Genomic DNA, 22,030 nt, shown 5'->3' on the forward strand with positions numbered 1-22,030 from the left:
CTCAAGATTGTTGTATCAGCAGGTTGACCGGAAACTCCGCCAGCACGGCGCTCAACAGCAGCTCCCTGGAAGAGCTGACCGCAGCACTGGGGAAAAGTCCCGTCGAGTTGGCAGGCGACAAGGCAAACGGCAGGCTTACTCGGGTATCGTCCCAGTTCTGTGCCGGGATCAGGGGTATCGGTGCACCCGCCAGCAGGGTACTGGCCAGGCGTGGCGCGATGATGACGGCTCGCTCGCCTTCGCCCAGGCGGGCAAAGGCCACCACCTTGTCGGCATGCCGGCCGTGCACGCTCAGCGGCAGGTAGGCACCCCGGCGGAACAACTCGGCGTGGGCCTGGCGGCAGTCCAGCACCCGGGCGATCAGCGCCTGTTTGAGGCGGCCGTCGCGCCAGTGCGCCAGCAGTTCGGCTACAGGTGTTGCATCGTCCAGGGTGCGACGCCTGCAAGCGTAGTCCACGGCGCGGCGGTTGTCCGGGTCGACCAGGCTGAAGTCCCAGTATTCGGTGCCCTGGTACAGGTCAGGTACGCCCGGCGTGGTCATGCGCAGCAGGGCCTGGACCAGGCCGTTGAGGGCACCGGGGCAGGCCAGCAGGTATGCGGCATCGGCCAGGGATTTGCGCAGCTGCTGGTTCTCGCTGTCCAGCAGCAGGCCGTCGATGTAGCGGGCGCAGGCGCCTTCGTAGGCCTCGTTCGGCGCGCTCCAGCTGCTGCGCAGCTTGGCCTCGCGCAGGGCCTTCTGCTGCCACTGGCGAATGCGTTCGGCGTACTGGCGCAGGGCGTTGTCGTCGTGCAGGTCGAGGTCCAGTGGCCAGCTGCCCAGCAAGGTCTGCAGCAGCATCAGCTCATCGCCGGGGCTGGGCGCCAGGCCGTCGTCCAGTTGCGTGCGCAACGGTGTCGCCAGTTCGCGCCAGTGTTCCATTCGGCTGGCCAGCCACGGGCCGCGCTCACTGAGCACGGCCAGGCGCGCGCGGGTGTCTTCGCCGCGCTTGTGGTCATGGGTGGCGCTGGCCAACAGGTTGTCAGGGAAGTCGCGCAGGCGTCGCTGGGCCTCGTTGTGGAAGTGTTCGAGCGGGGCGCTGAAGCGCTCGGCGTCGAAGCCCACGTCGTTGCGCGACAGCAGCCGTGCGCTGCGGTAGAAGGCGGTGTCTTCCACGGCCTTGGCGGCGCTGGGCGCGGTCAGTTGCTGGAAGCGCACGCAGGCGTGGCGCAGTTGCTTGCGGGCCCGGCCCGCTGGCAGGTTGCGCCAGGCTTGCCCGCCCAGCCATTGTTCAAGGTGCTCAAGCAGCGGCCAGTCGGCTTCGCCGAGGTCCTGGCGGGCATTGGCCAGGGCCTGCTGGAAAAACCCTTCGTCTTCTGCCGGGCGCCCGCAGGCATTGAAGTAGGTGCGGTACACCGGGTAATGCGCCACCAGCGCCTGCAAGGCGCGACGGATAGCGCCCAGGGTCAGGTCGCGGGTCATCAGGTCGTTGCGCGCTACCTGCAACAGCGCCTGGGCCACCGACTCGCAGTCGCCGGCCAGGCTGGCATTGAGCACCAGGTGGCGAGCCTGGCGCACCTCCTCGGGGAAGTCCGGGCGTTCGCTTGCATTGGCCCACAGCTCGGTCAGCGCTGCTTCACCCGCCGGGTCGTGCTGCAACAGCGAGACCTGGTTCATGAACTCATAGCCGGTAGTGCCATCGGTAAGCCAGTCGCGGTGCAGGTGCTCGTTGGCGCCGAGGATCTTCTCCACGTAAATGGGGAAATGCTCCAGGGCTGCATGCAACGGCCGCCGCGCCAGCAGGCCATCGACCCGCCGGCGCAGCTTGCGGCAGTAACCGCGCGGGTCGGCCAGGCCGTCGATATGGTCGATGCGCAGGCCGTCCACAAGGCCACGTTCGATCAGCTCGAACAGCTTGGCGTGGGTGGCTTCGAACACCACCGCGCGTTCAACCCGCAGGCCGCCCAGTTCGTTGATGTCGAAGAAGCGCCGCCAATTGATGTCGTCGGCGGCGGTGCGCCAGCTGGCCAGACGGTAGGTCTGGCGTTCCAGCAGCAGGTGCAGGCGCTTGAAGCCATTCTCGCTACGGCTGTCGAACGCCACCAGGGCCGACGCAAGGTCGACGCCTGCGCCTGCCAGGCGCGCCAGTTCGGCTTGCAGCGGCAGGGCGTCGGCCAGCGGCGTGGCCGATGCGTTCAACGCAGTGAAGCGTTCGGCCAGGGCCTTGAGCGCCGGTTCCGGGCTGAGGGCGAGAATCCAGCCATAGTCGACCGGGCAGATCGGGAAGCGGTGTTGGTAATGGGCGATTTGCAGCTGCCCATGGTGCTTGTCGAACTCAAGCGGTATCTCGCCATTTTTCAGCGCCACGCCATAGTCGCTGGCGAGGAACGGCAGCAGCAGCTGGCCGGCCAGCAGCGGGTCGCTGGAGTGCCACTGGATGTCGAAGAATTCCGCATACGGGCTGCGTCGGCCCCAGGCCAGCAGGCTCTGCCACCAGGGGTTGTCGGCACCGCCCACGGCCATGTGGTTGGACACCGTATCGAGGATCAGCCCCATGCCGTGCTGGCGCAGGGCCGCGACCAGCCGTTGCAGCGCCGCCTCGCCGCCCAGTTCGGGGTTGACGCAGGTCGGGTCGACCACATCGTAGCCGTGGCGTGAGCCGGCGCGGGCCTTGAGGATAGGCGACGCATACAGGTGGCTGATGCCCAACTGGGCGAAGTACGGCACCAGCGGCACCGCGTGATCGAGGGTGAAGTCACTGTGAAATTGCAGGCGCAGGGTCGCGGTCAGCGCTTTCATCGGTCACGCTCCCAGGCCTGTTCGCGGGCCTGGGCCAGCAGTTCCAGGCGCCTTGCTGCGTCTTCGTCGTCGAGCAGCTCACGTACCGGCCGGGCAAAGCGTCGGCGCCAGTTGGGGTGGCCGGCGGTGGTGCCCGGCAGGTTGGGTTGCTCGTCGCAGCCTAGCAGGTCTTCCAGCGGCACCAGTACCAACGGTGCGCGGGTGTGGCCGACGTAGCGGATGGCCGCATCGATCAGCGCGTCGTTGTCCGGCAGCGAGCCGTAGTTGGCCTCCAGGGTACGGCGCAGGCCGTCGTGCTCCTTCTGCCGTTCGTGGCGCCAGTGCAGTTCGGTGGCGGCGTCGATAAGTTGCAGGCGGTGGTTCCAGTCGATGTCGCGGTTTTCCAGCCAGCCGGCCAGCGGCGCAAGATCGTGGGTGCCGGTGGTGGCCAGGGCGTTGTCCGGCCAGTCGAGAATCGGCTTGAAATGGCCGGGCTGGGTCTGCTCGAAGGGCAGCACGCGCATGCCCAGTACGGCCTTGGCCGCCAGTTGCTCGCGCAGGCCGTCAGGCACGGTGCCCAGGTCTTCGCCGAGGATGATCGCCTGGTGGCGCACCGACTCCAGCGCCAGCAGGCGTAGCAGGTCGTCCAGCGGATAGTTGAGGTAGGCACCTTCGCTGGGCTTGCTCCCCTGCGGTATCAGCCACAACCGGCGCAGGCCCATGACATGGTCGATGCGCAGGCCGCCGGCGTGGGCGAGATTGGCTCGCAGCATTTCGATGAAGGCGCGGTAACCGTTACGTTTGAGGCCTTCGGGCGAGAAGGCGCAGATGCCCCAGTCCTGGCCGGCACGGTTGAGGATGTCAGGCGGTGCGCCCACTTTCAGGCCTGCCAGCAGCTCGTCCTGGCGGCTCCAGGCCTGGCTGCCGGCACCGTCGGCGCCCACCGCCAGGTCAGCGATCAGGCCGACCGCCATGCCGTTGCCGCGTGCCGCTTCCTGGGCGCGTTGCAGGCCTCGTTCGGTCAGCCATTGGCAGAAGGCATGGAACTCGACCTTGGCCGGGTAGGCTTTGGCGAAGGCCTCCACTTCCGGGTGGTAAGGGTCGTGCCAGGCCTTGGGCCAGTTGCGCCAGTCGGCGCCCAGGCCATGCTCTACGGCCTGCGCCTGCAGCACCTCGAAGCGGCAGTGGTGCTCCAGGGCCTGGCCACCGGCTTCGCGGAAGCTGTCGAAGTCCGTGCGCAGCGGGTGCTCGCCCTGGCTGAAGCCCAGGTACAGGGCTTCGAGCAGGCGCAGGCGGGCACCGGCGGCACGCGGCCAGTCGACCAGCGGGGCTTGTTCCAGGTCCTCCAGCTGTTGCTCCAGGCCGCAAGCTTCGATGGCCACGCGCACAGCCCGCTCGCCCAGCAGCGCGGCCGGGCTGGCGTACAGGGTATTGAGCAGCAGGCGGCTGGAGGGCGAGTAGGGGCTGTAGTGCGTCTGGTCGATGGCCGACAGGGCGTGGATCGGGCTGATCGCCAGGGCATCGGCACCGCGCTCGGCGGCCGCTCGGGCCAGTTGTTCCAGGGCCAGGCAGTCGCCGTAGCCGCCATCGCCGGGGCGGCGCAAGCTGTACAGCTGCACCGCCAGGCCCCAGCAGCGCGGTGGCGGCTGCGGCACACGGTCTTCAAGGCTGTGGCAGCGTGGCGGGGCCACGGCCACGGTGAAGCGGCGGCTGTCGATTTCCACCTGGTGGTAGCCGATGGGCAGTTCACCAGGCAGGCGAGCCTGGTCGTCGAGGCATAGGGTGAGTGAGGCGTGGTCTTCGAGGGTGCAGTGCGCGACGCTGGCGGCGCTGAAGTAGCGCGCCAGTGGCAGTGGCTGGCCGAGGTCGGCGGTCAGCAGCGGCGGCAGGTGCTCACTGTCTTCGGCAGCGTCGACGGCGCGCAGGCTGGCGGCAATGGCGGCGTCATCGGCGGCCGGGTGGCCAAGGCCTGCAAGGATGTTGCGCAGCACCTCGTCGCTGACACGCTGGGGCCGGGCGTTGGCGTCGATCCAGTCGCGGCTCAGCCCGACGCGGGTCGCCAGACGGTGCAGGGCGGTTTCGCTCATGGGCGCTCCTGGGCAGGTGGAAGCAGGCTGACCACGCAGCTGTACGCGGCCAGATGAGTATCGGGGTGCCGGGCGTCGCTGCTGTCGAACAGCCGGGTGGCTGGTGCGGGCAACTCGACCGCCTGTGGGCTGGCGTCCAGGTTCAGGTCAATGCGCAGGGTGTTGCCATCGCCCAGGCGCCAGCGTGCGGTCAGTGCCTTGTCGCCGAGCACCTCGGCACCTAGCGCGCGGCTGCCAGGCAGGTGGGGGATCACATGGCGGCGGCGCAAGTCGAGCAACTGCTGGTACAGGCCGTGCCAGCCGGCGATCACTTCCCAGGCCTGCGGGCGGGATGCCTCGAAGGTCTGTTCGGCGTTGGGGTCGGGGATGCGTTGGCGCTGCTCGGGGTCGGCGAAAGCGGCGAAATGGGCGAACTCGCCGCGCCGGCCTTCACGCACGGCGTCAGCCAGCTGGTCATGGAAGTCAGTGAAGAACAGGAACGGCCGGCAGCTGCCGTCTTCGTCGCCCATGAACAGCAGCGGGATCATCGGCGCCAGCAGCAACAGGCCGGTGGCCGCCCGCAGCGCCGGCGGCGGGCACAGGCGGGTCAGGCGCTCGCCGAGGGCGCGGTTGCCGACCTGGTCGTGGTTCTGCAGGAATAGCACGAAGGCGCTGGGCGGCAGGTGCCCGCTGGGCTCGCCGCGGGGCGTACCATGGCGGTTGGCCTGGCCCTGGAACACGAAGCCTTCGCCAAGGCAGCGGGCCAACTGGTCGATGGGGCGCTGCTGGTAGTCGGCGTAGTAGCCTTCGGTTTCGCCGGTCAGCAGCACGTGCAGGGCATTGTGGCCGTCGTCGTTCCACTGGGCGTCGAAGCCTTGTTCCAGCAGGAAGGCCTGGTTGTGCTCGTTCTCCAGTACCAGCCACACCTGGCGGCCCGGCTCCACTGCCGCGCGTACCCTTTGTGCCAGCTCGATCAGGAAGTCGGGCTGGTCGATGGCGTGCACGGCGTCCAGGCGCAGGCCATCGAAGCGGTAGTCGCACAGCCACATCAGGGCATTCTGGATGAAGTACTCGCGCACCTGCGGGCGACGGAAGTCGATGGCTGCGCCCCAAGGCGTCTGCCGGTCGTCGCGGAAGAACGGGCTGGCGTACCGGTGCAGGTAATTGCCGTCGGGGCCGAAGTGGTTGTACACCACATCGACCAGCATCATCAGCCCCAGGCCATGGGCCTGGTCGACCAGCTCACACAATTGCTCTGGGCTGCCATAGGTGTTTTGCGGCGCATAGGGCAGCACGCCGTCGTAGCCCCAGTTGCGCTCGCCGGGGAACTGCCCCAGCGGCATCAGTTCGATGGCGCTGATGCCCAGCTCGGCCAGGCGAGGCAGTTGCCGGGCCACCCCGGCGTAGCCGTCGAGCAAGCCGACATGCAGCTCCTGGATGACCGCCTCGTGCCAGGGCCGGCCTTGCCAGGGGTGTTGCCAGGCATAGCCGGCCACATCCACCACCTGGCTTGGCCCCTGTACGCCATCGGGCTGGTAGCGCGAGGCCGGGTCGGCCACCTGCAGTGCACCGTCGATACGGTAGTGGTATCGGTCACCGGCCCGGCACGGGGCCACGCCGGTGTACCAGCCATCATCATCGGGCAACAGCTCGATGGCCGGCTGTTGCTCCAGTTCCACGCTCACGCTGCGCGCATCCGGGGCCCAGAGGGCGAAGCGCGCCGACGTGGCGTCCAGCAGGTGTGCGCCATGCCTGTGCATCTTCTGCTCCCCGCTCAGTAGTGGCTGTGCTGCGCCTGCTTGACCAGGTCTTCGTACAGGCGTGCGTAGGGTTCCACGGCCTGGCACCAGTTGAACGGTTGGGTCATCGACAGGCAGCGCATGGCATTCAGCAGGTCCTTCTTGCCGTAGACATAGAAGGCCCGGCTGAGGGCCTGGCGATAGCTCTCGACAGTGGACTCATTGAACAGGAAACCGGTGACACCGGACTCGATGGTGTCGGCCAGGCCGCCGGTGTTGCGCGCCACCGGCAACGAACCGAAGCGCTGCGCGTACATCTGGCTGAGGCCGCACGGCTCGTAGCGTGACGGCATCAGCAGGAAGTCGCTGCCGGCGAACATGCGCCGGGCGTCGGTTTCGTTGAAGCCGATGCGCACGCCGATGCGGCCCGGGTGGCGTAGCGCCAGCTCGCGCATGGCCTGTTCTTCTTCGGGCTCGCCACGGCCGATGATCGCGATCTGCCCACCTTGCTCGACGATGTAGTCGGCGACACCGAGGGTAAGGTCCAGGCCTTTCTGGTAGACCAGGCGCGAAACCACGGCGAACAGCGGGCCTTCGGAGGGCTGCAGTTTGAACAGCTCGCGCACTGCCTGGGCATTGCGCGCCTTGCCTTCCCAGTCATTGATGCTGAAGTTGTGCTGCAGGTGCTTGTCGGTAGCCGAGTCCCAGCTTTCGTCGATGCCGTTGGGAATGCCGCCGAGCAGGCCTTGCTGCGCCTTGCTGGCGAGGAAGCCGTCCAGGCCGCAGCCGAATTCCGGGGTGGTGATTTCCCGGGCATAGGTGGCGCTGACCGTGGTGATGTGGCTGGAATAGGCCAGGCCGGCCTTGAGGAACGACAGCTTGCCGTAGAACTCCATGCCTTCCTGCTGCATGGCATGTTCGGGGATTGCCAGCTCCGGGCTGCAGCCGCGGCTGTACACGCCCTGGTAGGCCAGGTTGTGGATGGTGAACAGGGTGGGCGTGCTCAGCCCGCGCCAGTGCATGTAGGCCGGCGCCAGGCCGGCGGGCCAGTCGTGGGCGTGCACCACTTCGGGCTTCCAGTGGATCCTGCCTTCGCCGGCGGCGATTTCGGCGGCGGCCAGGCCCAGGCGGGCGAAGCGGATGTGGTTGTCGGGCCAGTCGCGGCCGTTGTTGGCGCCATAGGGGGTGCCGTCGCGCTGATACAGTTCGGGGCAGATCAGCACATAGATGACCAGGCCGTCGGCCATGTCCATGCGCCCGATCTTGCACGGCGGCAGGGCGGCGTGGCCGCCCAGTTCACCGACGATATGGATGGGGTTGTCGCTTTCCATCACCTGGCGGTAGCCGGGGATCAGCACCCGCACATCGTGCAGGTGCGCCAGGGCGCGGGGCAGGGCGGCGGACACGTCGCCCAGGCCGCCGGTCTTCACCAGGTCGGCGATTTCCGAGGTCACGAACAATATCTTGCGCTTGTTGCGGTTGTGCTGGCGCTGGGCGCCGGGTGCCTTGCCTGTCGCGGCGAAGTCCGGGGTGAGCGGTTCGCGGTTGTCCGGGTTGAATGAATCTACGTGAGGCTCGACAGCGGCACTGATCATACTTCTCTCCGTCCCTATGCTTGGCCGGGTGCTGGCACCCGTGGCGATGTTTCGTGTTGGTTCTCTCTGTTTCTGGTTTCTGCGTAGTGCGTTCCATGCCCCAGGTTCGTGCGCGCAGGCACAGCGCGATCGGCATTCCCGCCGAAGGCGATTGGGCTGGTGGGGTGTGTGGGCCGAGGCTGGGAAGTCCCTTTGCGTTTGGCCTACTTAGTTCCTGACCTGCCCGCGTTCCGTAAAGTTCGACTTTTTTTCGTCACTCTTCCGTTGAGCAAATGGCGGGCCGAAACCCGAGTGTAGGAGAGAAAGAGATAAAAATGTGACCCGCTGGTCACCATTGTCGTGCCGCGGAGTAGACGCAAACGTTGGCGGTTGTGACTGGATGTGAATGCAGGGGATGGAGCGGTTGATGAAGGGGCAGGCGGGCTGCCCCATTACGGATAGCTGCGCACCTTTTTGGTGCGCTGGAGGGGTGTCAGAGTCATTGCCTTCCAAGAGAATGGTGCATTTCGGAATCCGAGTGATTTCAGGAGAAATGAAAGTGGCTGTTTCGCGAACTTTTTAGTAACTGTTTTTATTATTTTCCTGGCTTGAATTTTTGGTGATTCAGTGATCGGCCTCGCGCGCGCAAAATTTTGTAAGTTGATGCGTTAAGAAATTTCCTACGAAATCGTCAATGCATGAAACCCATCGTTCCTGTCATGGCGGGGCGGTACGGTTTAAGTTGCTCTTCAGTCACTGCCTCATCCTCACTGTCGTCATCGATCAAGTCCGCCAATGCCACGGATCTAGCCGGCTTGAGCGTTGACGACGGGCAATTTTCATTCGACGTACTCATCTTGAAGAAAGCCAGGATGTGGTTGTTTTTCGCCGGTAAACATGAGGCGGGTAGAGCAACTCATGAAACAGTCGGACTTTCGCTTCGGATTTCAGGCGCTCGCCGGGCGCACGGAGTTCGAAGTGGTTTCATTCAAGCTGGAAGAAACCATCAGCCAGCCATTTTTACTGAACCTTGAACTTGTCAGTTACGACAGTGATGTCGACTTCGGCCAGGTGCTCGACAAGCCTGCGCTATTCACCCTTTATTGCGCAGACCGGCCACTGCGTCATGTGCATGGCTTGGTCAGTGCCTTCAGCCAGGGTGAAACCGGCTTCTCTCGCACGCGCTACCACGCCCTGGTCGAGCCGCAACTGGCCCGCGCCCGCTTGCGTTCGAACTGGCGCATCTTCCAGCAGAAAACCGTGCCGCAGATTCTTGAACTGATGTTCAAGCGTCAGGGCATTGCCCGGTTTGAGTTCAATAGCAGCGCCGAGCACCAGGTGCGTGAGTTTTGTGTCCAGGCGGGGGAAACCGACCTCGACTTCATCCATCGCCTTGCCGCTGAAGAGGGCTTCGTCTACCGCTTTGCGCACTGCGCCAGGCACCACACGCTGATCGTTACCGATCGCCTGCTATCGCTTGGGTTGCTCAGCCGGGGCACGCTAAAGCCCGTAGATGATGAGGCGCTTTGGCTGGATGAAGATGATCTCGGCCCCGACAAGGTGCTGTACCACGCCAGTAGCGGTGGCGACCAAGCCCGTGCCTGCCTGCGGCGTTTGCGCTACTGCGAGCAGGTGCGTACCGCGCAGCAGGTGCAGCGCGACTACACCTTCACCAACCCGGCCTATCGCCAGGAGCACAAGGCTCAGGCCAGCGGAATCACGCACCAGTCGCTGGACTACGAGTTTTTTGATTACCCGGGCCGCTACAAGCGCGATGCGGTCGGCAAGCGCTTCACTGAAACGCGGCTGACGGCCCTGCGCCATGACGCCCGCCTGGCCGAAGTGCAGGGCGATGACGTGCGCCTGCAGCCAGGCCTGAGCTTCACCCTCGTCGGCCACCCGCGCGAAGACCTCAATGTGCACTGGCGCGTGATCAGCCTGTGCCACGAAGGTACGCAGTTCACCAGCCTGCAGGAAGAAGCCGCCGGTGCCGAACAAGGTACCCGCTATGTGAACGATGCGCTGCTGGTGCAAGGCATGGCCGAATGGCGCCCGGCACCCTTGGCCAAGCCGCGCATCGATGGCCCGCACATGGCCACCGTGGTCGGCCCGCCGGGCGAAGAGATATTTTGCGACCAGTGGGGGCGGGTCAAGGTCAGCTTCCCCTGGGACCGTGAAAGCAGCAACAACGAATTCAGTTCCTGCTGGGTGCGGGTGTCGCAAGGCTGGGCCGGTGGCAGTTGGGGTGCGATGGCCATTCCGCGTGTTGGCCAGGATGTGATTGTCCAGTACGTCAATGGCGACCCTGACCAGCCGATGATCACCGGGCGCACCTACTGCGGTGACCAGCTGCCGCCTTACGACCTGCCCGAACACAAGACCTGCATGACCATCAAGAGCCAGACCCACAAAGGCGATGGCTTCAACGAGTTGCGCTTCGAGGACGAACTGGGGCGGCAGGAAGTATTCATTCATGCCGAGCGCGACCAGAACAACGTCGTGAAGCACAACGAAACCACGTTCATCGGCAATGATCGTAGCGAGCGCGTCGAGCATGACGAAGTGGTGCACATAGGTGGCGACCGCAGTGTCAAGGTCGGCGCCAGCAAGAGCGAAACGGTCGCCCTTGGCAAAGTCGAAAGCATTGGCCTGGGCAAGTCGTTGGCCGTTGGCGGGGCGTTGAGCGTGATGGTTGGCCTCGAGGCCAGCGAGCAGGTCGCGCAGGACAAGCGTGTGCAGGTCGGCGGGCAACTGCGGGTCGATGCCAATGACGATGTGTCGATCACCAGCCATCACGGCCATGTGCACATCGACAGCCGAACGTCGCTGACCCTGAGTTGCGGCGGGGCGTTCATCAAGCTGGGTGATGGCCGCATCGAAATCGGTTGCCCCGAGCCACTGCTGTTGCATGCCATCGCCCAGGTAAAGGCGCCTGCACGTTACGGTGAGCCGCCTGCACCGTTGCAGGATGAAATCGAGTTTCGCCTGGTGCATGCCGACGGTACGCCGATTGCGGGCACGGCCTACGTGGCGACGTTGTCCGATGGCACCCAGCGCCAGGGTATGGTCGATCAGAACGGCTATGCCCGCCTGGCTGGCGTTACCCCCGGTTGCAGCGCCCAGGTGCGCTACGAGGTTGGCCAAGGCTCGCTGCAACTGACGACCGCAACCGAGCCGGATGCTGCCTTGCAGGCATTGCTTGCCGGCTGCACCTCGGCAGGTGGCCAGCCATGAACTCCGCTGCTGACTGGCTGGATGAAGCGGTGGAAAAGGTGGCAGGCGGCTTTGGCTGGCTGCGTGACCTGGTGCTGGGCGAGTTTGCCGAGGAACGGCCACTGAGCGTGGTCATCGCCGACATGCTGCTGTCGTTGGTGCCCGGGGTAGTGATTGTGCTCAGTGCCCGTGACCTGGCCGCAGTGTGCCTGCGCCTGGGCAAGCGCTACACGGCGGATGGCAGCCAGGCAACGGCGCAGCCGCCACAGTGGCAGGAGTGGGTGCTGCTGGTTGCCTGCCTGCTTACTTTGATCGCGCCGATCATCGGTGCCGCGGTGGGGGCGGTGGGTACGCCCGTGGGCTCGGTGGCAGGTGCATTGGTCGGCCAGGAAGCGGCAGCGTTTCTGCGAGGTTTGTGCCTGCTACTTATCCGTGAAAGCCAGATCATCTTGCGGACCGTGGTTGCGTTTCTTGGCAAGTTCACCCGCGGCAGCGTGGAGTTCTGGCTGCGCCAGGTCAGGTTCACGAGCTATGAAAAGGATTTGCTGGCCTATCTGAACCAGTTCTTGACCAAGGTCATCGCTGCAACGGCAAAGCTTCGCAGCTACCTGGGCAACTGGCCCTTCAACCAGGCGGCGTCGCACCTGTTGGTGCGGCTGCAGGCCATGGAAGCGCAGTTCTACGCGGTGCAGGTGCATGCAGTGCGGGAAATCCCACAGGCGCTGATGCAACTCGACGCCAGGTTGGCCAAGGTGCTGGAACAGGCCAGCGATCTGCCCGCGCAGGTTGCGCAGGCCGGGGTGCATGCGCCTAAGCCGGTGCCCATGGCGATGAGTGGTGGGCGGGTGACTTCTGGCATTGGCATGCGTCCGCGTTACCTCGAGCGCCCCGAGGGTGCGCTCGGCCCGCCAGTACCCACCTCTGCGGCTGCCGCCACGCATGGCGCCAATGTGCACGTCTTCGATCATTCGACGGCGACCCGGGCGCAGAAGGGCATTTATGGGGAGGTGGTCAGTGATCAGTACATGCTCGGCAAAGGCCATGAGAACCTGCTGTCGGTCGCTCGTGGGCCTCGCAGCCTGGAAATGAAACCCACCGGGCGCGGGCTGGATGGCGTCTATCGTAATGCCCATCCACCGCCGCCGTTCATCATTACCGAGACCAAGTATCGAACGGGGGGCGCGTTTTCGCCGGGTAGTTTGCCGGTTACAAAGGGGAGTAAGGGGTTTCCGAGCGCCAGGCAGATGAGTGATGCGTGGATTGAGCCGAGACTTGACTTGGAGCTTGGGAAAAAACAGGCGGAAGAAGTTGCATTCGCCGGATATGAACGTTGGTTAATGATCGTAGATGAAGGTGGTGTGGTAACGAAAATAGTCAAGCTCGACGAAAATGCTAAATTTATCGGTGATGTGATCCAATAGGGGTGTGTAATGACTGGATTTGATCGGGTCAAGCGTGAGCCTTTTTTGCAAGAGGCAGCCTATCTCGATAGTGTTTCTTTTTGGAAGGAGAATTATGTAGAGCGCCAGGCTGAGTCTTTTCTCGAAATTGAGCGTCCCGAGTATGTAAATGTCAAGATGTTGAGCTGGAGGTGGTGCTTTCAGTCTATGGAGTTGCTCATTGCTCTATATTCGGGAGGGGAACCCATTGAAGCGCTTGAATTTTACGCGGATCACATGTTTTCCCAGTTTCAACGTCACAAGCAAGCTTATCCGAGTTTCAGCTTGAAACTGTGGGAGCCGGATGCCTATCAGTACACACTCTGGCTTCTATCGTTTGCAGTGCTGTTCAACAAGCCCGGGCGCATCAGACAAATCGCAGGTTTTTTGAGTGAAGCCCCAGATGACGGTGAGGACATCCTGTTGCGGCAACTGTTTTCCCGTGTGGGGGTGACGATCCCCGGGAGTACGTTGATTCATGAGCGCCCCTACCATGAATTGCTCAATGCCGTAACTACTGAGAAGGATGAGCAGCAACAGGCAGTGCGTAGTTACCTGAAGCAGTGGTATCGCGGCATGCGCAACTGTTATTGGCATGACCGGCACAAGGCACGAAGCGATGCGGGTTTCTTTGGCTATTGGGCCTTTGAGGCAGGATTGGTCACTGTGTTGTGGGGCGTCGACGATACGCCCTATAGAGATCTTCCTTTCTACCCGAAGGATTTGGTAGACGATGCTCGTAAGCGTCAAGTTATCAAAAGCTTCCCTGAACAACTGCAAAGCGCGCCGTATTCGGATGCGCTTGCCAGGTCGGGCGAAATTTGCCCGCGCACCGGCGTGTGGGTATGTGATGAATGGGCGGTGGGGCCCCAGACATTCATGCAAGGCGTAGAGATGCCGAGCGAAAATGGGCGCTCTCTGGTTTGGCGCTTGGTGAAAGGCTTATAGCGTGCGGGAGGGCCAATGGGCCAGTTCGACAGCATCAAGCGCGACCCGTGGATGGTCGAGCAGCATTACCTGGCTTCGACGCGTGAAAAAGAGCAGGAATTCGCCGACCTTGACGCCCAGGCATTGCTGATCGGGCCAGCCGAGCACAGGCATCACTACCGTGGCCTTAGCCGCGACTGGGCACACATGGCACTGGAGCTGGCAGTGCAGCGGTATTCCGGTGGCGAGCCAATGGAACTGGTGGAGGCCTATGCAGACTATGCGTTCGCCCAGTTCGCCCGGCATTTTTCGGCGTACCCGGCATCCAGCGAGCAGTTGCGCCCTTGGGTGTCGGATGAATACCGGCTTGCCTTGTGGCTGCTGTCGCTGGCGGTGCTGTGCGGTTACCCCGAGCGTGTCGGCCAGATACTGGGCTGGCTGAACCAGAACGACGAGCGCAGCCCCGACCTGCTGCTGCATCGCCTGTTCCAGCGGCTGGGCAAGGCCTACCCTGGCACCTTATTGCTTCACCCCGAACCTTATGGCGCCTTGCTGGAGAGCCTCGACCTGAAAGGGCCCGCGCAGCATGACGCGCTCATGCACTATCTCGGGCAGTGGTACGCCAATGCGCACGATTGCTACTGGTATGAGCGCCACACCTGGGCACGGAGCGACCACTTGGGTTATTGGGCCTTCGAGGCGGCACTGGTGGCGTTTTTATGGTCAGTGCAGGGTGATGGCCTGGAAAGCGCTCCCCACTTTTACCCGCAGGCGCTCGTCGAAAGGGCGCATTACCGACGCCTGGGCAAGCAGTTCCGCGATCCGGAAACCGCCAGGCGCGAGGATGCCCCAGGCTGGCCTTCCGGCACGCCTTGCCCATGGCCCGGTTACTACGTCTGCGTCGAGCGCATGGTAGGTGAGCAGGTGTTCATGCACCAGGTACCTTTCCCTGAGATCGATGGCCAGGTCGTGCACTGGCGGCTGTCGAAAACGTTCTGATGGCGCTGCCGGCATGCGTGCCTGGCGCCTCACATGATTCGGGAGTGGCAACAATGCCTGCCATCGTTCTGCTGGGTCACCCTCATCACTGCCCGTCGTGCGGACCGACCAGCATCAGCAGCGGCTCCAGCCTGTTCTTCGTCAACGGCAGGGCAGCCGCCAGGGTTGGCGACAGGCTCGGGTGTGGGGCGGTGATTACCAGCGGCTCGGCACTGATGATGGATGATGGGCAGCCGCTTGCCAGGATCGGCGATGCCACCAGTCATGGCGGTACCCTGGAAAATGGCGATAATAGCTGGCTGCTCGATTGAGCGATGCGGGAGCAGTTCAGCTCCCACAGGGACGGGGCAGGTTCAGAGGCTGACGGCCTTGCCGTCTGTGCGCGCTTGCGCCAGCAGCAGGTTCAGTTGGGCGACCTGTTGGCGCAGTTGGTCACGTTCGTCCTTCAGTTTACGCAGCTCATCACGGCGCACGGAGACATAGAGGGTCTGGGTTGGGGTTGCAGGCATCAAGGTACCCATGAGCACACCTCGCGGTTTTGGCTAGTGACAAGTCAAAGCGTAGACGCTTCACGCGGGCGCATTCTGAATTCTTTCGCAGGCCTTGGGAACTTTTTTGTTTATCGTGGTCTCGCCGTTCGTCGCTGAACCCTCGATCGGTTCGCTGGACTAATCTGAAAAGCTGGATTGTGTTGTCATTTATTTCGAAAGGGGAGCATCGGCTCATGCAACTGGGAATCATCGGGCTGGGCCGCATGGGCGGCAATATCGCAAGGCGCCTGATGCGCGCCGGCCACCGTACTGTGGTGCATGACCGCAACCGTGAGGCCATCGACGGCCTGGAGAGCGAAGGCGCCCAGGGCGCGCACGACCTCGGTGCGCTGGTACAGAAGCTGAAAGCACCGCGTGCGGTGTGGGTAATGCTGCCGGCCGGCGAGCCCACCGAGCAGACCATCGCCCAACTGGCCGAACTGCTGGAACCGGGCGATGCGATCATCGACGGCGGTAACACCTTTTACAAGGACGACGTGCGCCGCGCCGCCGAGCTGGCCAAGCGCGGGCTGCATTACCTGGACGTCGGCACCTCCGGTGGCGTGTGGGGCCTGGACCGTGGCTACTGCATGATGATCGGTGGCGAAAAGGATGTGTTCGAGCGCCTGGAGCCGCTGTTCAAGGCGCTCGCGCCGGGGGTGGGTGACATCCCGCGTACCCATGGCCGCAGCGGCGAGCATCAGCGTGCCGAACACGGCTACATCCACGCCGGCCCACCCGGTGCCGGGCACTACGTGAAAATGGTGCACAACGGCATCGAATACGGCCTGATGCAGGCCTATGCCGAAGGTTTCGACCTGCTGCGCAGCAAGGGCGGCAACGAACTGCCGGAAGACCAGCGTTTCGACCTGAACGTGGCCGAAATCGCCGAAGTGTGGCGGCGTGGCAGCGTGGTCACCTCGTGGCTGCTCGACCTCACCGCCGATGCGCTGGTGGCCGACCCGCAGCTGTCGCAGTTCAGTGGCTCGGTGTCTGACAGTGGCGAAGGCCGCTGGACCATCGACGCCGCCGTCGAGCAGGCGGTGCCGGTGCCGGTACTGTCCAGCGCACTGTTCGCCCGCTTCCGTTCGCGTCAGCAGCAGGGCACCTATGGCGACAAGATTCTCTCGGCCATGCGCCTGGGCTTTGGTGGCCATGTCGAGAAGAAAGGCGAATGACCAAACAGAGTATTCCGGCCGCACCACCCTGCACCCTGTTCCTGTTCGGCGCCAATGGCGACCTGGTCAAGCGCCTGCTGATGCCGGCGCTGTACAACCTCAGCCGTGACGGCTTGCTGGACCGCAACCTGCGCATCGTCGGGGTCGACCACAACCCGGCCACTGCCGAGGAGTTCGCCGGGCGCCTGCATGCCTTCATGGTCGAGCGTGACAAAGGTGGCGAGGACACGACCAAGTGCCTGGACGAGAAGCGCTGGGCACGCCTGGCCAAGCGCCTGGATTACCAGACCGGCGATTTCCTCGACCCGGCCACCTACCAGGCCCTTGCCAGGCGCATCGACACAACCCGCCATGGCAACGCCATCTTCTACCTGGCGACCTCGCCGCGCTTCTTCCCCGAGGTGGCGCAGCGCCTGGGGCAGGCCGGGCTGCTCGACGAATCGGCCGGCGGCTTTCGTCGCGTCGTGGTCGAAAAGCCCTTCGGCACCGACCTGGCCAGCGCCGAAGCGCTCAACGCCTGCCTGCTGAAGGTGATGGGCGAGCGGCAGATCTACCGCATCGACCATTACCTGGGCAAGGAGACGGTGCAGAACATCCTGGTCAGCCGCTTCTCCAACGGTTTGTTCGAATCGTTCTGGAACAACCACTACATCGACCATGTGCAGATCACCGCTGCGGAAACCGTCGGTGTCGAGACCCGAGGCGCGTTCTATGACAGCACCGGGGCGCTGCGCGACATGGTGCCCAACCACTTGTTCCAGTTGTTGGCGATGGTGGCCATGGAGCCCCCGGCCGCGTTCGCCGCTGATGCCGTGCGCAGCGAAAAGGCCAAGGTGATCGGTGCCATCCGCCCATGGTCGGCGAAGATGGCCCTGAAAAACTCCGTGCGTGGCCAGTACAGCGCCGGCAAGCAGGGGCGCAAGCAGTTGCCCGGCTACCGTCAGGAGGCCAACGTTGCGGCCGATAGCCAGACCGAGACCTATGTGGCGCTGAAGGTGATGATCGACAACTGGCGCTGGGCCGGGGTGCCGTTCTACCTGCGTACCGGCAAGCGCATGAGCGTGCGTGACACCGAAATCGCCATTTGCTTCAAGCCTGCGCCTTATGCGCAGTTCCGTGAATCGGAGCTGGAACGGCCCAAGCCCAACTACCTGAAAATCCAGATTCAGCCCAACGAAGGCATGTGGTTCGACCTGCAGGCCAAGCGCCCCGGGCCGGAGCTGGTGATGGAGAATGTCGAGCTGGGCTTTGCCTACAAGGACTTCTTCAAGATGACCCCGGCGACCGGCTACGAGACGCTGATCTACGACTGCCTGACCGGTGACCAGACCTTGTTCCAGCGGGCTGACAACATCGAGAACGGCTGGCGCGCGGTGCAGCCGTTCCTCGATGCCTGGGCCCAGGGCGGCGAGGTGCATGAGTACCCGGCCGGTGAAGACGGGCCCGAGGCCGGCAATGAATTGCTGGCGCGGGACAAGCGGGAGTGGCACAGCTTGGGCTGAGTTTGTTTGTAAAGCCTGTGCCGGCCTATTCGCGGGTAAACCCGCTCCCACAGGGATATCGATGGTTTCAAGGCCTGTGATGTACCTGTGGGAGCGGGTTTACCCGCGAAGAGGCCAGCACAGGCAACCACACAAAGACGTCTCAATGTCCGCCCACATCGAAGACTATGCCCTGATTACCCGGTTGTTTCAGGCTGCCTGATATAAAAGTGTGAAACGACCGGAGTAGACTAGGGCAAACCCTTTCGGCACGGAGCACACATGGGCATTCGCGGTACTGACCGGCAGATCGACAACATCGAGTTCAATGTCAGCGACATCGCACGGAGCAAGGCCTTCTACGGCAGTGTGTTCGGCTGGGCGTTCACCGACTACGGGCCGTCCTACACCGAGTTCAGTGATGGCCGGCTGACCGGTGGCTTCACCACGGGGGAGCCGGTGCGCCCGGGCGGGCCGCTGGTCATCTTGTACGCCGACGATCTGGAGGCTACGCAGCAGCGGATCGAAGCAGCCGGGGCGAAAATCAGCCGGGCCACCTTTGCTTTCCCTGGCGGGCGGCGCTTCCACTTCATCGACCCGGATGGTTATGAGCTGGCGGTGTGGACGGCCCAAGCCTGATGGCCAATCACAAGATCGAAATCCGCCGGCGCAATATCGAGAAGATCCTGCAGGCGGCGGAAAAGGTGTTTGCCGAGAAAGGCTACGGCGCCACCTCGATGGGGGATATCGCCGAGCAGGCCGAGTTGCCGCGTTCCAACCTGCATTACTACTTCAGCACCAAGGACGACCTGTTCCGCGCGGTGCTGCAGGATCTGCTGGATGTGTGGAAGCAGGACGCGCTGTGCTTCGAGAACTTCGACGACCCGCGCGTGGTGCTGACCAGTTACATCCGGGCGAAGATGGGCCATTCGCGCTCGCGGCCGCTGGGTTCGAAGATTTGGGCCGAAGAGATGCTGCACGGGGCGCCGGTACTGGGGGTGAGCCTGGATGAAAGCCTGGTGCCCTGGGCCAAGCTGAAGGAAGCCAAGATCCGCCGCTGGGTGGAGGAGGGGCGCATCCTGCCGGTGGAGCCGTCGGCGCTGTTGTACATGATCTGGGCTTCGACCCAGCACTATGCCGACTTTGGTTACCAGGTGGCATTGCTCAATGGCGGGGAGGCGTTGTCGGACATGGCCTTTGAAAATGCCGTGCAGACGGTGACCAGTGTGATCTTGCGGGGGATCGGGCTGGAGCCTTGAGGTCGGGGCCGCCGCGCGGCCCTTCGCGGGTAAACCCGCTCCCACAGGTGTCTTGCTGCCCTCACAAGCGGCGCGGTCCCTGTGGGAGCGGGTTTACCCGCGAAGGGCTGCGCAGCAGCCCCAATGGGTTTCAGCTGGCCTCGCGGTAGGGGTTACGCGGGTCCTGCGTCCAGTTCAGGTACGGCTTGCCGGTGTCCTGTGCCACCATCTCGATGCAACTCTCCACCGGGCAGGTGATCTGGCACAGGTTGCAGCCTACGCATTCCTCCTCGATCACGTTGTAGGCATGCGTGCCATCCGCCTTCAGCGTGCTGGCAATCGCCTGGTGCGAGGTATCCTCACAGGCAATGTGGCAGCGCCCGCAGCCAATGCATGCCTGCTGGTCGATGTGCGCCACCGACTTGTAGTTCATGTCCAGGTACTTCCAGTCGGTGGTATGCCCCACCGCCTGGCCGCGGAACGCCTCGATATTGCGGTGCCCGTGCTGGTCCATCCAGCGCGCCAGGCCGTCCTTCATGTCCTCGACAATGCGGAAGCCATGCAGCATGGCCGCCGTGCACACCTGTACGGCACCACTGCCCAGGGCCATGAACTCGGCGGCATCACGCCAGCTGCCGATGCCGCCAATGCCGCAGATCGGCAAGCCGTGCGTTTGTGGGTCGCGGGCGATTTCCGCCACCATGTTCAGGGCAATCGGCTTTACTGCCGAACCGCAGTAACCGCCATGGGTGCTCTGGTCACCGACGATGGGGTGGGCGACCATGCGGTCGAGGTCGACGCTGGTGATCGAGTTGATGGTATTGATCAACGACACCGCATCGGCCCCGCCACGATGCGCGGCGCGGGCCGACTGGCGGATGTCGGTGATGTTCGGCGTGAGCTTGACGATCACCGGCAGCGAGCAGTACGTCTTGCACCAGCGGGTGACCATTTCCACGTACTCCGGCACCTGGCCGACTGCCGCACCCATGCCGCGCTCCGGCATGCCGTGCGGGCAGCCGAAGTTCAGTTCGATGCCATCGGCCCCGGTGGCTTCCACCAGCGGCAGGATGAACTTCCAGGACTGCTCCTCGCACGGCACCATCAGCGACACGATCAGCGCGCGGTCGGGCCAGTCCTTCTTCACCTGGGTGATTTCGCGCAGGTTGATGTCCAGGGAGCGGTCGGTGATGAGCTCGATGTTGTTGATGCCCTGCACCTGGCGGTTGGGGCCATAGTGCGCCGAATAGCGTGACGACACGTTGACCGCCGCCGGGTCTTCGCCCAGGGTCTTCCACACCACGCCGCCCCAGCCGGCCTCGAAGGCGCGGACCACGTTATAGGCCTTGTCGGTTGGCGGTGCGGAGGCCAGCCAGAAGGGGTTGGGTGCCTTGATGCCGGCAAATTCGATGGACAGGTCGGCCATTTACGCAGCCTCCACGTTGAGCATGAGTTGGGCATGGATGGCTTCGGCGGCCAGCTTGCCGTGTTGCACGGCCTGGACGGTCAGGTCCTGGCCCAGGGCGGTGCAGTCGCCGCCGGCATATACGCCTGGCAGGCTGGTCTGCATCGTTTCGTCGACGCGGATGCGCTCGCCGTCGCGTGCCAGTTGTGCGGCCACCGGGTCGCCGAGGCTGGCGTCGTCGAAGCGTTGGCCGATGGCCTTGAAGATGGCATCGGCGGCCAGCTCGAAGGTTTCGCCGGTGTCGCGCAGGTGGCCGCCTGCCAGCTCGGTGCGGGCAAAGCGCATGCCGCGCACCTTGCCGGTGTCGTCCAGCAGCACGGCATCGGGGCGGGCCCAGGTGTGCAGGCGCACCTGGTTGGCCTTGGCGATGTCCTGCTCGTGGCCGGTGGCACCCATGTCGGCATGGCCACGGCGGTACACCAGGTTGACGTCGCGGGCACCCAGGCGGCTCATCTGCACGGCCATGTCGATGGCGGTGTTGCCGGCGCCGATTACCAGGCAGCGGTCGGCCAGGGGCAGCTGCGTCAGGTCATCGGCCTGACGCAGCTCGCGGATGTATTTGGTGGCGGCGAGCAGGCCGGGGGCTTCTTCATCCGGCAGGCCCAGCTGGCGCACGGCATTCAGGCCGAGGCCGAGGAACACTGCGTCGTACTGGTCGCGCAGCTCACCCAGGCCGAGGTTGCTGCCCAGGCGCTGGCCATGGCGGATCTCGATGCCACCGATGCCGAGCAGGAACTCCACTTCACGCTGGGCGTAGTCGTCCACCAGCTTGTAGCGGGCGATACCATACTCGTTGAGGCCACCGGCCTTGTCGCAGGCCTCGAACACCACCACATCATGCCCGTGCATGGCCAGGCGATGGGCGCAGGACAGCCCGGCAGGGCCGGCGCCGACCACGGCGACGCGCTTGCCGGTGGCCGGCGAGCGCTGGAACGGGTGCTCGGTGAAATGGGCGTTGTCCAGGGCATAGCGCTGCAGCTGGCCGATCAGCACCGGTGCGCATTCCTGCGCGTTGTTGCGCACGCAGGCTTGCTGGCAAAGGATTTCGGTGGGGCAGACGCGGGCGCAACTGCCGCCGAGGATGTTGGCCGAGAGGATGCGTTCGGCGGCGCCTTGCAGGTTTTCGTCGCTGATGCGGTGGATGAACGACGGGATGTCGATGTCGCTGGGGCAGGCGTTGACGCAGGGGGCGTCGTAGCAATACAGGCAGCGTGCGCTTTCGACGGCGGCCTGGCGGGCGGTGAGGGGTGGGGCCAGGTCGCTGAAGCGCTCGGCCAGCTGGTCGGCGCCGGCCCGGGGGCGCGGCAAGTGGTTCAGGGCGTCGATCACGGTTGTAGCCTCTCTATTTTTTATGGATGCAGGCGACAAGCATTGCGGTGGTTTCCGGGGCCGCTGCGCGATGGGCTGCGCAGCAGCCCCAATGGCT

The 22,030-nt window shown here is 64.2% G+C and carries 16 protein-coding genes; 9 read left to right on the top strand and 7 right to left on the bottom strand.

Annotated features, from left to right (window positions below):
• Nucleotide 1 precedes the first annotated feature (1 nt).
• From ACIQYU_RS08940 to glgA, 4 genes are read right to left on the bottom strand one after another with little or no spacing between them, the layout of a single operon-like run.
• Nucleotides 2-2,776 (bottom strand): malto-oligosyltrehalose synthase, encoded by a 2,775-nt coding sequence (locus tag ACIQYU_RS08940; protein WP_402799082.1) that lies wholly within the window; start codon nt 2,774-2,776, stop codon nt 2-4.
• Nucleotides 2,773-4,842, bottom strand: a complete 2,070-nt coding sequence (malQ, locus tag ACIQYU_RS08945) for a 4-alpha-glucanotransferase (protein WP_333956899.1) — start codon at nt 4,840-4,842, stop codon at nt 2,773-2,775. Before malQ ends, ACIQYU_RS08940 begins: the two co-directional genes overlap by 4 nt.
• Nucleotides 4,839-6,581, bottom strand: coding sequence for a malto-oligosyltrehalose trehalohydrolase (gene treZ / locus ACIQYU_RS08950; protein WP_402799085.1), 1,743 nt, complete (start codon nt 6,579-6,581; stop codon nt 4,839-4,841). The genes malQ and treZ overlap by 4 nt, the downstream gene beginning before the upstream one ends.
• A 14-nt stretch (nt 6,582-6,595) precedes the next feature.
• Complete coding sequence (gene glgA, locus ACIQYU_RS08955) at nt 6,596-8,155, bottom strand: glycogen synthase GlgA (RefSeq protein WP_207831134.1); 1,560 nt, start codon at nt 8,153-8,155, stop codon at nt 6,596-6,598.
• An 897-nt stretch (nt 8,156-9,052) separates the two neighbouring features.
• Between glgA and ACIQYU_RS08960 the strand changes: the two genes are divergently transcribed.
• From ACIQYU_RS08960 to ACIQYU_RS08980, 5 genes are read left to right on the top strand one after another with little or no spacing between them, the layout of a single operon-like run.
• A complete protein-coding gene (locus ACIQYU_RS08960) occupies nt 9,053-11,368 on the top strand; it encodes a type VI secretion system Vgr family protein (RefSeq protein WP_402799088.1) in 2,316 nt (771 codons plus the stop codon).
• Nucleotides 11,365-12,768 carry a hypothetical protein gene (locus tag ACIQYU_RS08965; protein ID WP_402799091.1) on the top strand — a complete coding sequence of 468 codons (1,404 nt, stop codon included), beginning with the start codon at nt 11,365-11,367 and terminating at the stop codon, nt 12,766-12,768. The genes ACIQYU_RS08960 and ACIQYU_RS08965 overlap by 4 nt, the downstream gene beginning before the upstream one ends.
• A 9-nt stretch (nt 12,769-12,777) precedes the next feature.
• Nucleotides 12,778-13,734, top strand: coding sequence for a PoNi-like cognate immunity protein (locus ACIQYU_RS08970; protein WP_333956903.1), 957 nt, complete (start codon nt 12,778-12,780; stop codon nt 13,732-13,734).
• Nucleotides 13,735-13,749: 15 nt separating this feature from the next.
• On the top strand, nt 13,750-14,712 hold the full coding sequence (locus ACIQYU_RS08975; protein ID WP_402799094.1) for a PoNe immunity protein domain-containing protein: 963 nt from the start codon (nt 13,750-13,752) through the stop codon (nt 14,710-14,712).
• A gap of 53 nt (nt 14,713-14,765) precedes the next feature.
• Complete coding sequence (locus ACIQYU_RS08980) at nt 14,766-15,023, top strand: PAAR domain-containing protein (RefSeq protein ID WP_207831144.1); 258 nt, start codon at nt 14,766-14,768, stop codon at nt 15,021-15,023.
• A gap of 42 nt (nt 15,024-15,065) precedes the next feature.
• Here ACIQYU_RS08980 and ACIQYU_RS08985 read toward each other — a convergent pair whose 3' ends face one another.
• Nucleotides 15,066-15,233 (bottom strand): DUF6026 family protein, encoded by a 168-nt coding sequence (locus ACIQYU_RS08985; protein WP_013973320.1) that lies wholly within the window; start codon nt 15,231-15,233, stop codon nt 15,066-15,068.
• Between the two features lie 164 nt (nt 15,234-15,397).
• On the opposite strand from ACIQYU_RS08985, the gene gnd reads away from it, so the two are divergent.
• The 4 genes from gnd (at nt 15,398) to ACIQYU_RS09005 (ending at nt 19,160) form a co-directional block, all read left to right on the top strand.
• Nucleotides 15,398-16,420 carry a phosphogluconate dehydrogenase (NAD(+)-dependent, decarboxylating) gene (gnd, locus tag ACIQYU_RS08990; protein WP_207831284.1) on the top strand — a complete coding sequence of 341 codons (1,023 nt, stop codon included), beginning with the start codon at nt 15,398-15,400 and terminating at the stop codon, nt 16,418-16,420.
• Nucleotides 16,417-17,922, top strand: a complete 1,506-nt coding sequence (zwf, locus tag ACIQYU_RS08995) for a glucose-6-phosphate dehydrogenase (protein WP_207831146.1) — start codon at nt 16,417-16,419, stop codon at nt 17,920-17,922. The genes gnd and zwf overlap by 4 nt, the downstream gene beginning before the upstream one ends.
• A gap of 261 nt (nt 17,923-18,183) precedes the next feature.
• On the top strand, nt 18,184-18,540 hold the full coding sequence (locus ACIQYU_RS09000; protein WP_063912609.1) for a VOC family protein: 357 nt from the start codon (nt 18,184-18,186) through the stop codon (nt 18,538-18,540).
• A complete protein-coding gene (locus ACIQYU_RS09005) occupies nt 18,540-19,160 on the top strand; it encodes a TetR/AcrR family transcriptional regulator (RefSeq protein WP_063913067.1) in 621 nt (206 codons plus the stop codon). Before ACIQYU_RS09000 ends, ACIQYU_RS09005 begins: the two co-directional genes overlap by 1 nt.
• Nucleotides 19,161-19,290: 130 nt before the next feature.
• Here ACIQYU_RS09005 and preA read toward each other — a convergent pair whose 3' ends face one another.
• Both preA and ACIQYU_RS09015 read right to left on the bottom strand, forming a co-directional pair.
• Nucleotides 19,291-20,565: an NAD-dependent dihydropyrimidine dehydrogenase subunit PreA gene (gene preA / locus ACIQYU_RS09010; protein ID WP_207831148.1), complete on the bottom strand. Its 1,275-nt coding sequence runs from the start codon at nt 20,563-20,565 to the stop codon at nt 19,291-19,293.
• Nucleotides 20,566-21,933 (bottom strand): NAD(P)-dependent oxidoreductase, encoded by a 1,368-nt coding sequence (locus tag ACIQYU_RS09015; RefSeq protein ID WP_233686896.1) that lies wholly within the window; start codon nt 21,931-21,933, stop codon nt 20,566-20,568.
• Nucleotides 21,934-22,030: the final 97 nt, after the last annotated feature.

It is taken from the genome of Pseudomonas sp. NPDC096925, from assembly GCF_044762545.1.
Taxonomy (GTDB): Bacteria; Pseudomonadota; Gammaproteobacteria; order Pseudomonadales; family Pseudomonadaceae; genus Aquipseudomonas.

Excerpts from the sequence above, each read along its gene's own strand:
- ACIQYU_RS08940 (WP_402799082.1), bottom strand. The coding sequence starts at position 2,776 with ATGAAAGCGCTGACCGCGACCCTGCGCCTGCAATTTCACAGTGACTTC.
- malQ (WP_333956899.1), bottom strand. The coding sequence starts at position 4,842 with ATGAGCGAAACCGCCCTGCACCGTCTGGCGACCCGCGTCGGGCTGAGC.
- treZ (WP_402799085.1), bottom strand. The coding sequence starts at position 6,581 with ATGCACAGGCATGGCGCACACCTGCTGGACGCCACGTCGGCGCGCTTC.
- glgA (WP_207831134.1), bottom strand. The coding sequence starts at position 8,155 with ATGATCAGTGCCGCTGTCGAGCCTCACGTAGATTCATTCAACCCGGAC.
- ACIQYU_RS08960 (WP_402799088.1), top strand. The coding sequence starts at position 9,053 with ATGAAACAGTCGGACTTTCGCTTCGGATTTCAGGCGCTCGCCGGGCGC.
- ACIQYU_RS08965 (WP_402799091.1), top strand. The coding sequence starts at position 11,365 with ATGAACTCCGCTGCTGACTGGCTGGATGAAGCGGTGGAAAAGGTGGCA.
- ACIQYU_RS08970 (WP_333956903.1), top strand. The coding sequence starts at position 12,778 with ATGACTGGATTTGATCGGGTCAAGCGTGAGCCTTTTTTGCAAGAGGCA.
- ACIQYU_RS08975 (WP_402799094.1), top strand. The coding sequence starts at position 13,750 with ATGGGCCAGTTCGACAGCATCAAGCGCGACCCGTGGATGGTCGAGCAG.
- ACIQYU_RS08980 (WP_207831144.1), top strand. The coding sequence starts at position 14,766 with ATGCCTGCCATCGTTCTGCTGGGTCACCCTCATCACTGCCCGTCGTGC.
- ACIQYU_RS08985 (WP_013973320.1), bottom strand. The coding sequence starts at position 15,233 with ATGGGTACCTTGATGCCTGCAACCCCAACCCAGACCCTCTATGTCTCC.
- zwf (WP_207831146.1), top strand. The coding sequence starts at position 16,417 with ATGACCAAACAGAGTATTCCGGCCGCACCACCCTGCACCCTGTTCCTG.
- ACIQYU_RS09000 (WP_063912609.1), top strand. The coding sequence starts at position 18,184 with ATGGGCATTCGCGGTACTGACCGGCAGATCGACAACATCGAGTTCAAT.
- ACIQYU_RS09005 (WP_063913067.1), top strand. The coding sequence starts at position 18,540 with ATGGCCAATCACAAGATCGAAATCCGCCGGCGCAATATCGAGAAGATC.
- preA (WP_207831148.1), bottom strand. The coding sequence starts at position 20,565 with ATGGCCGACCTGTCCATCGAATTTGCCGGCATCAAGGCACCCAACCCC.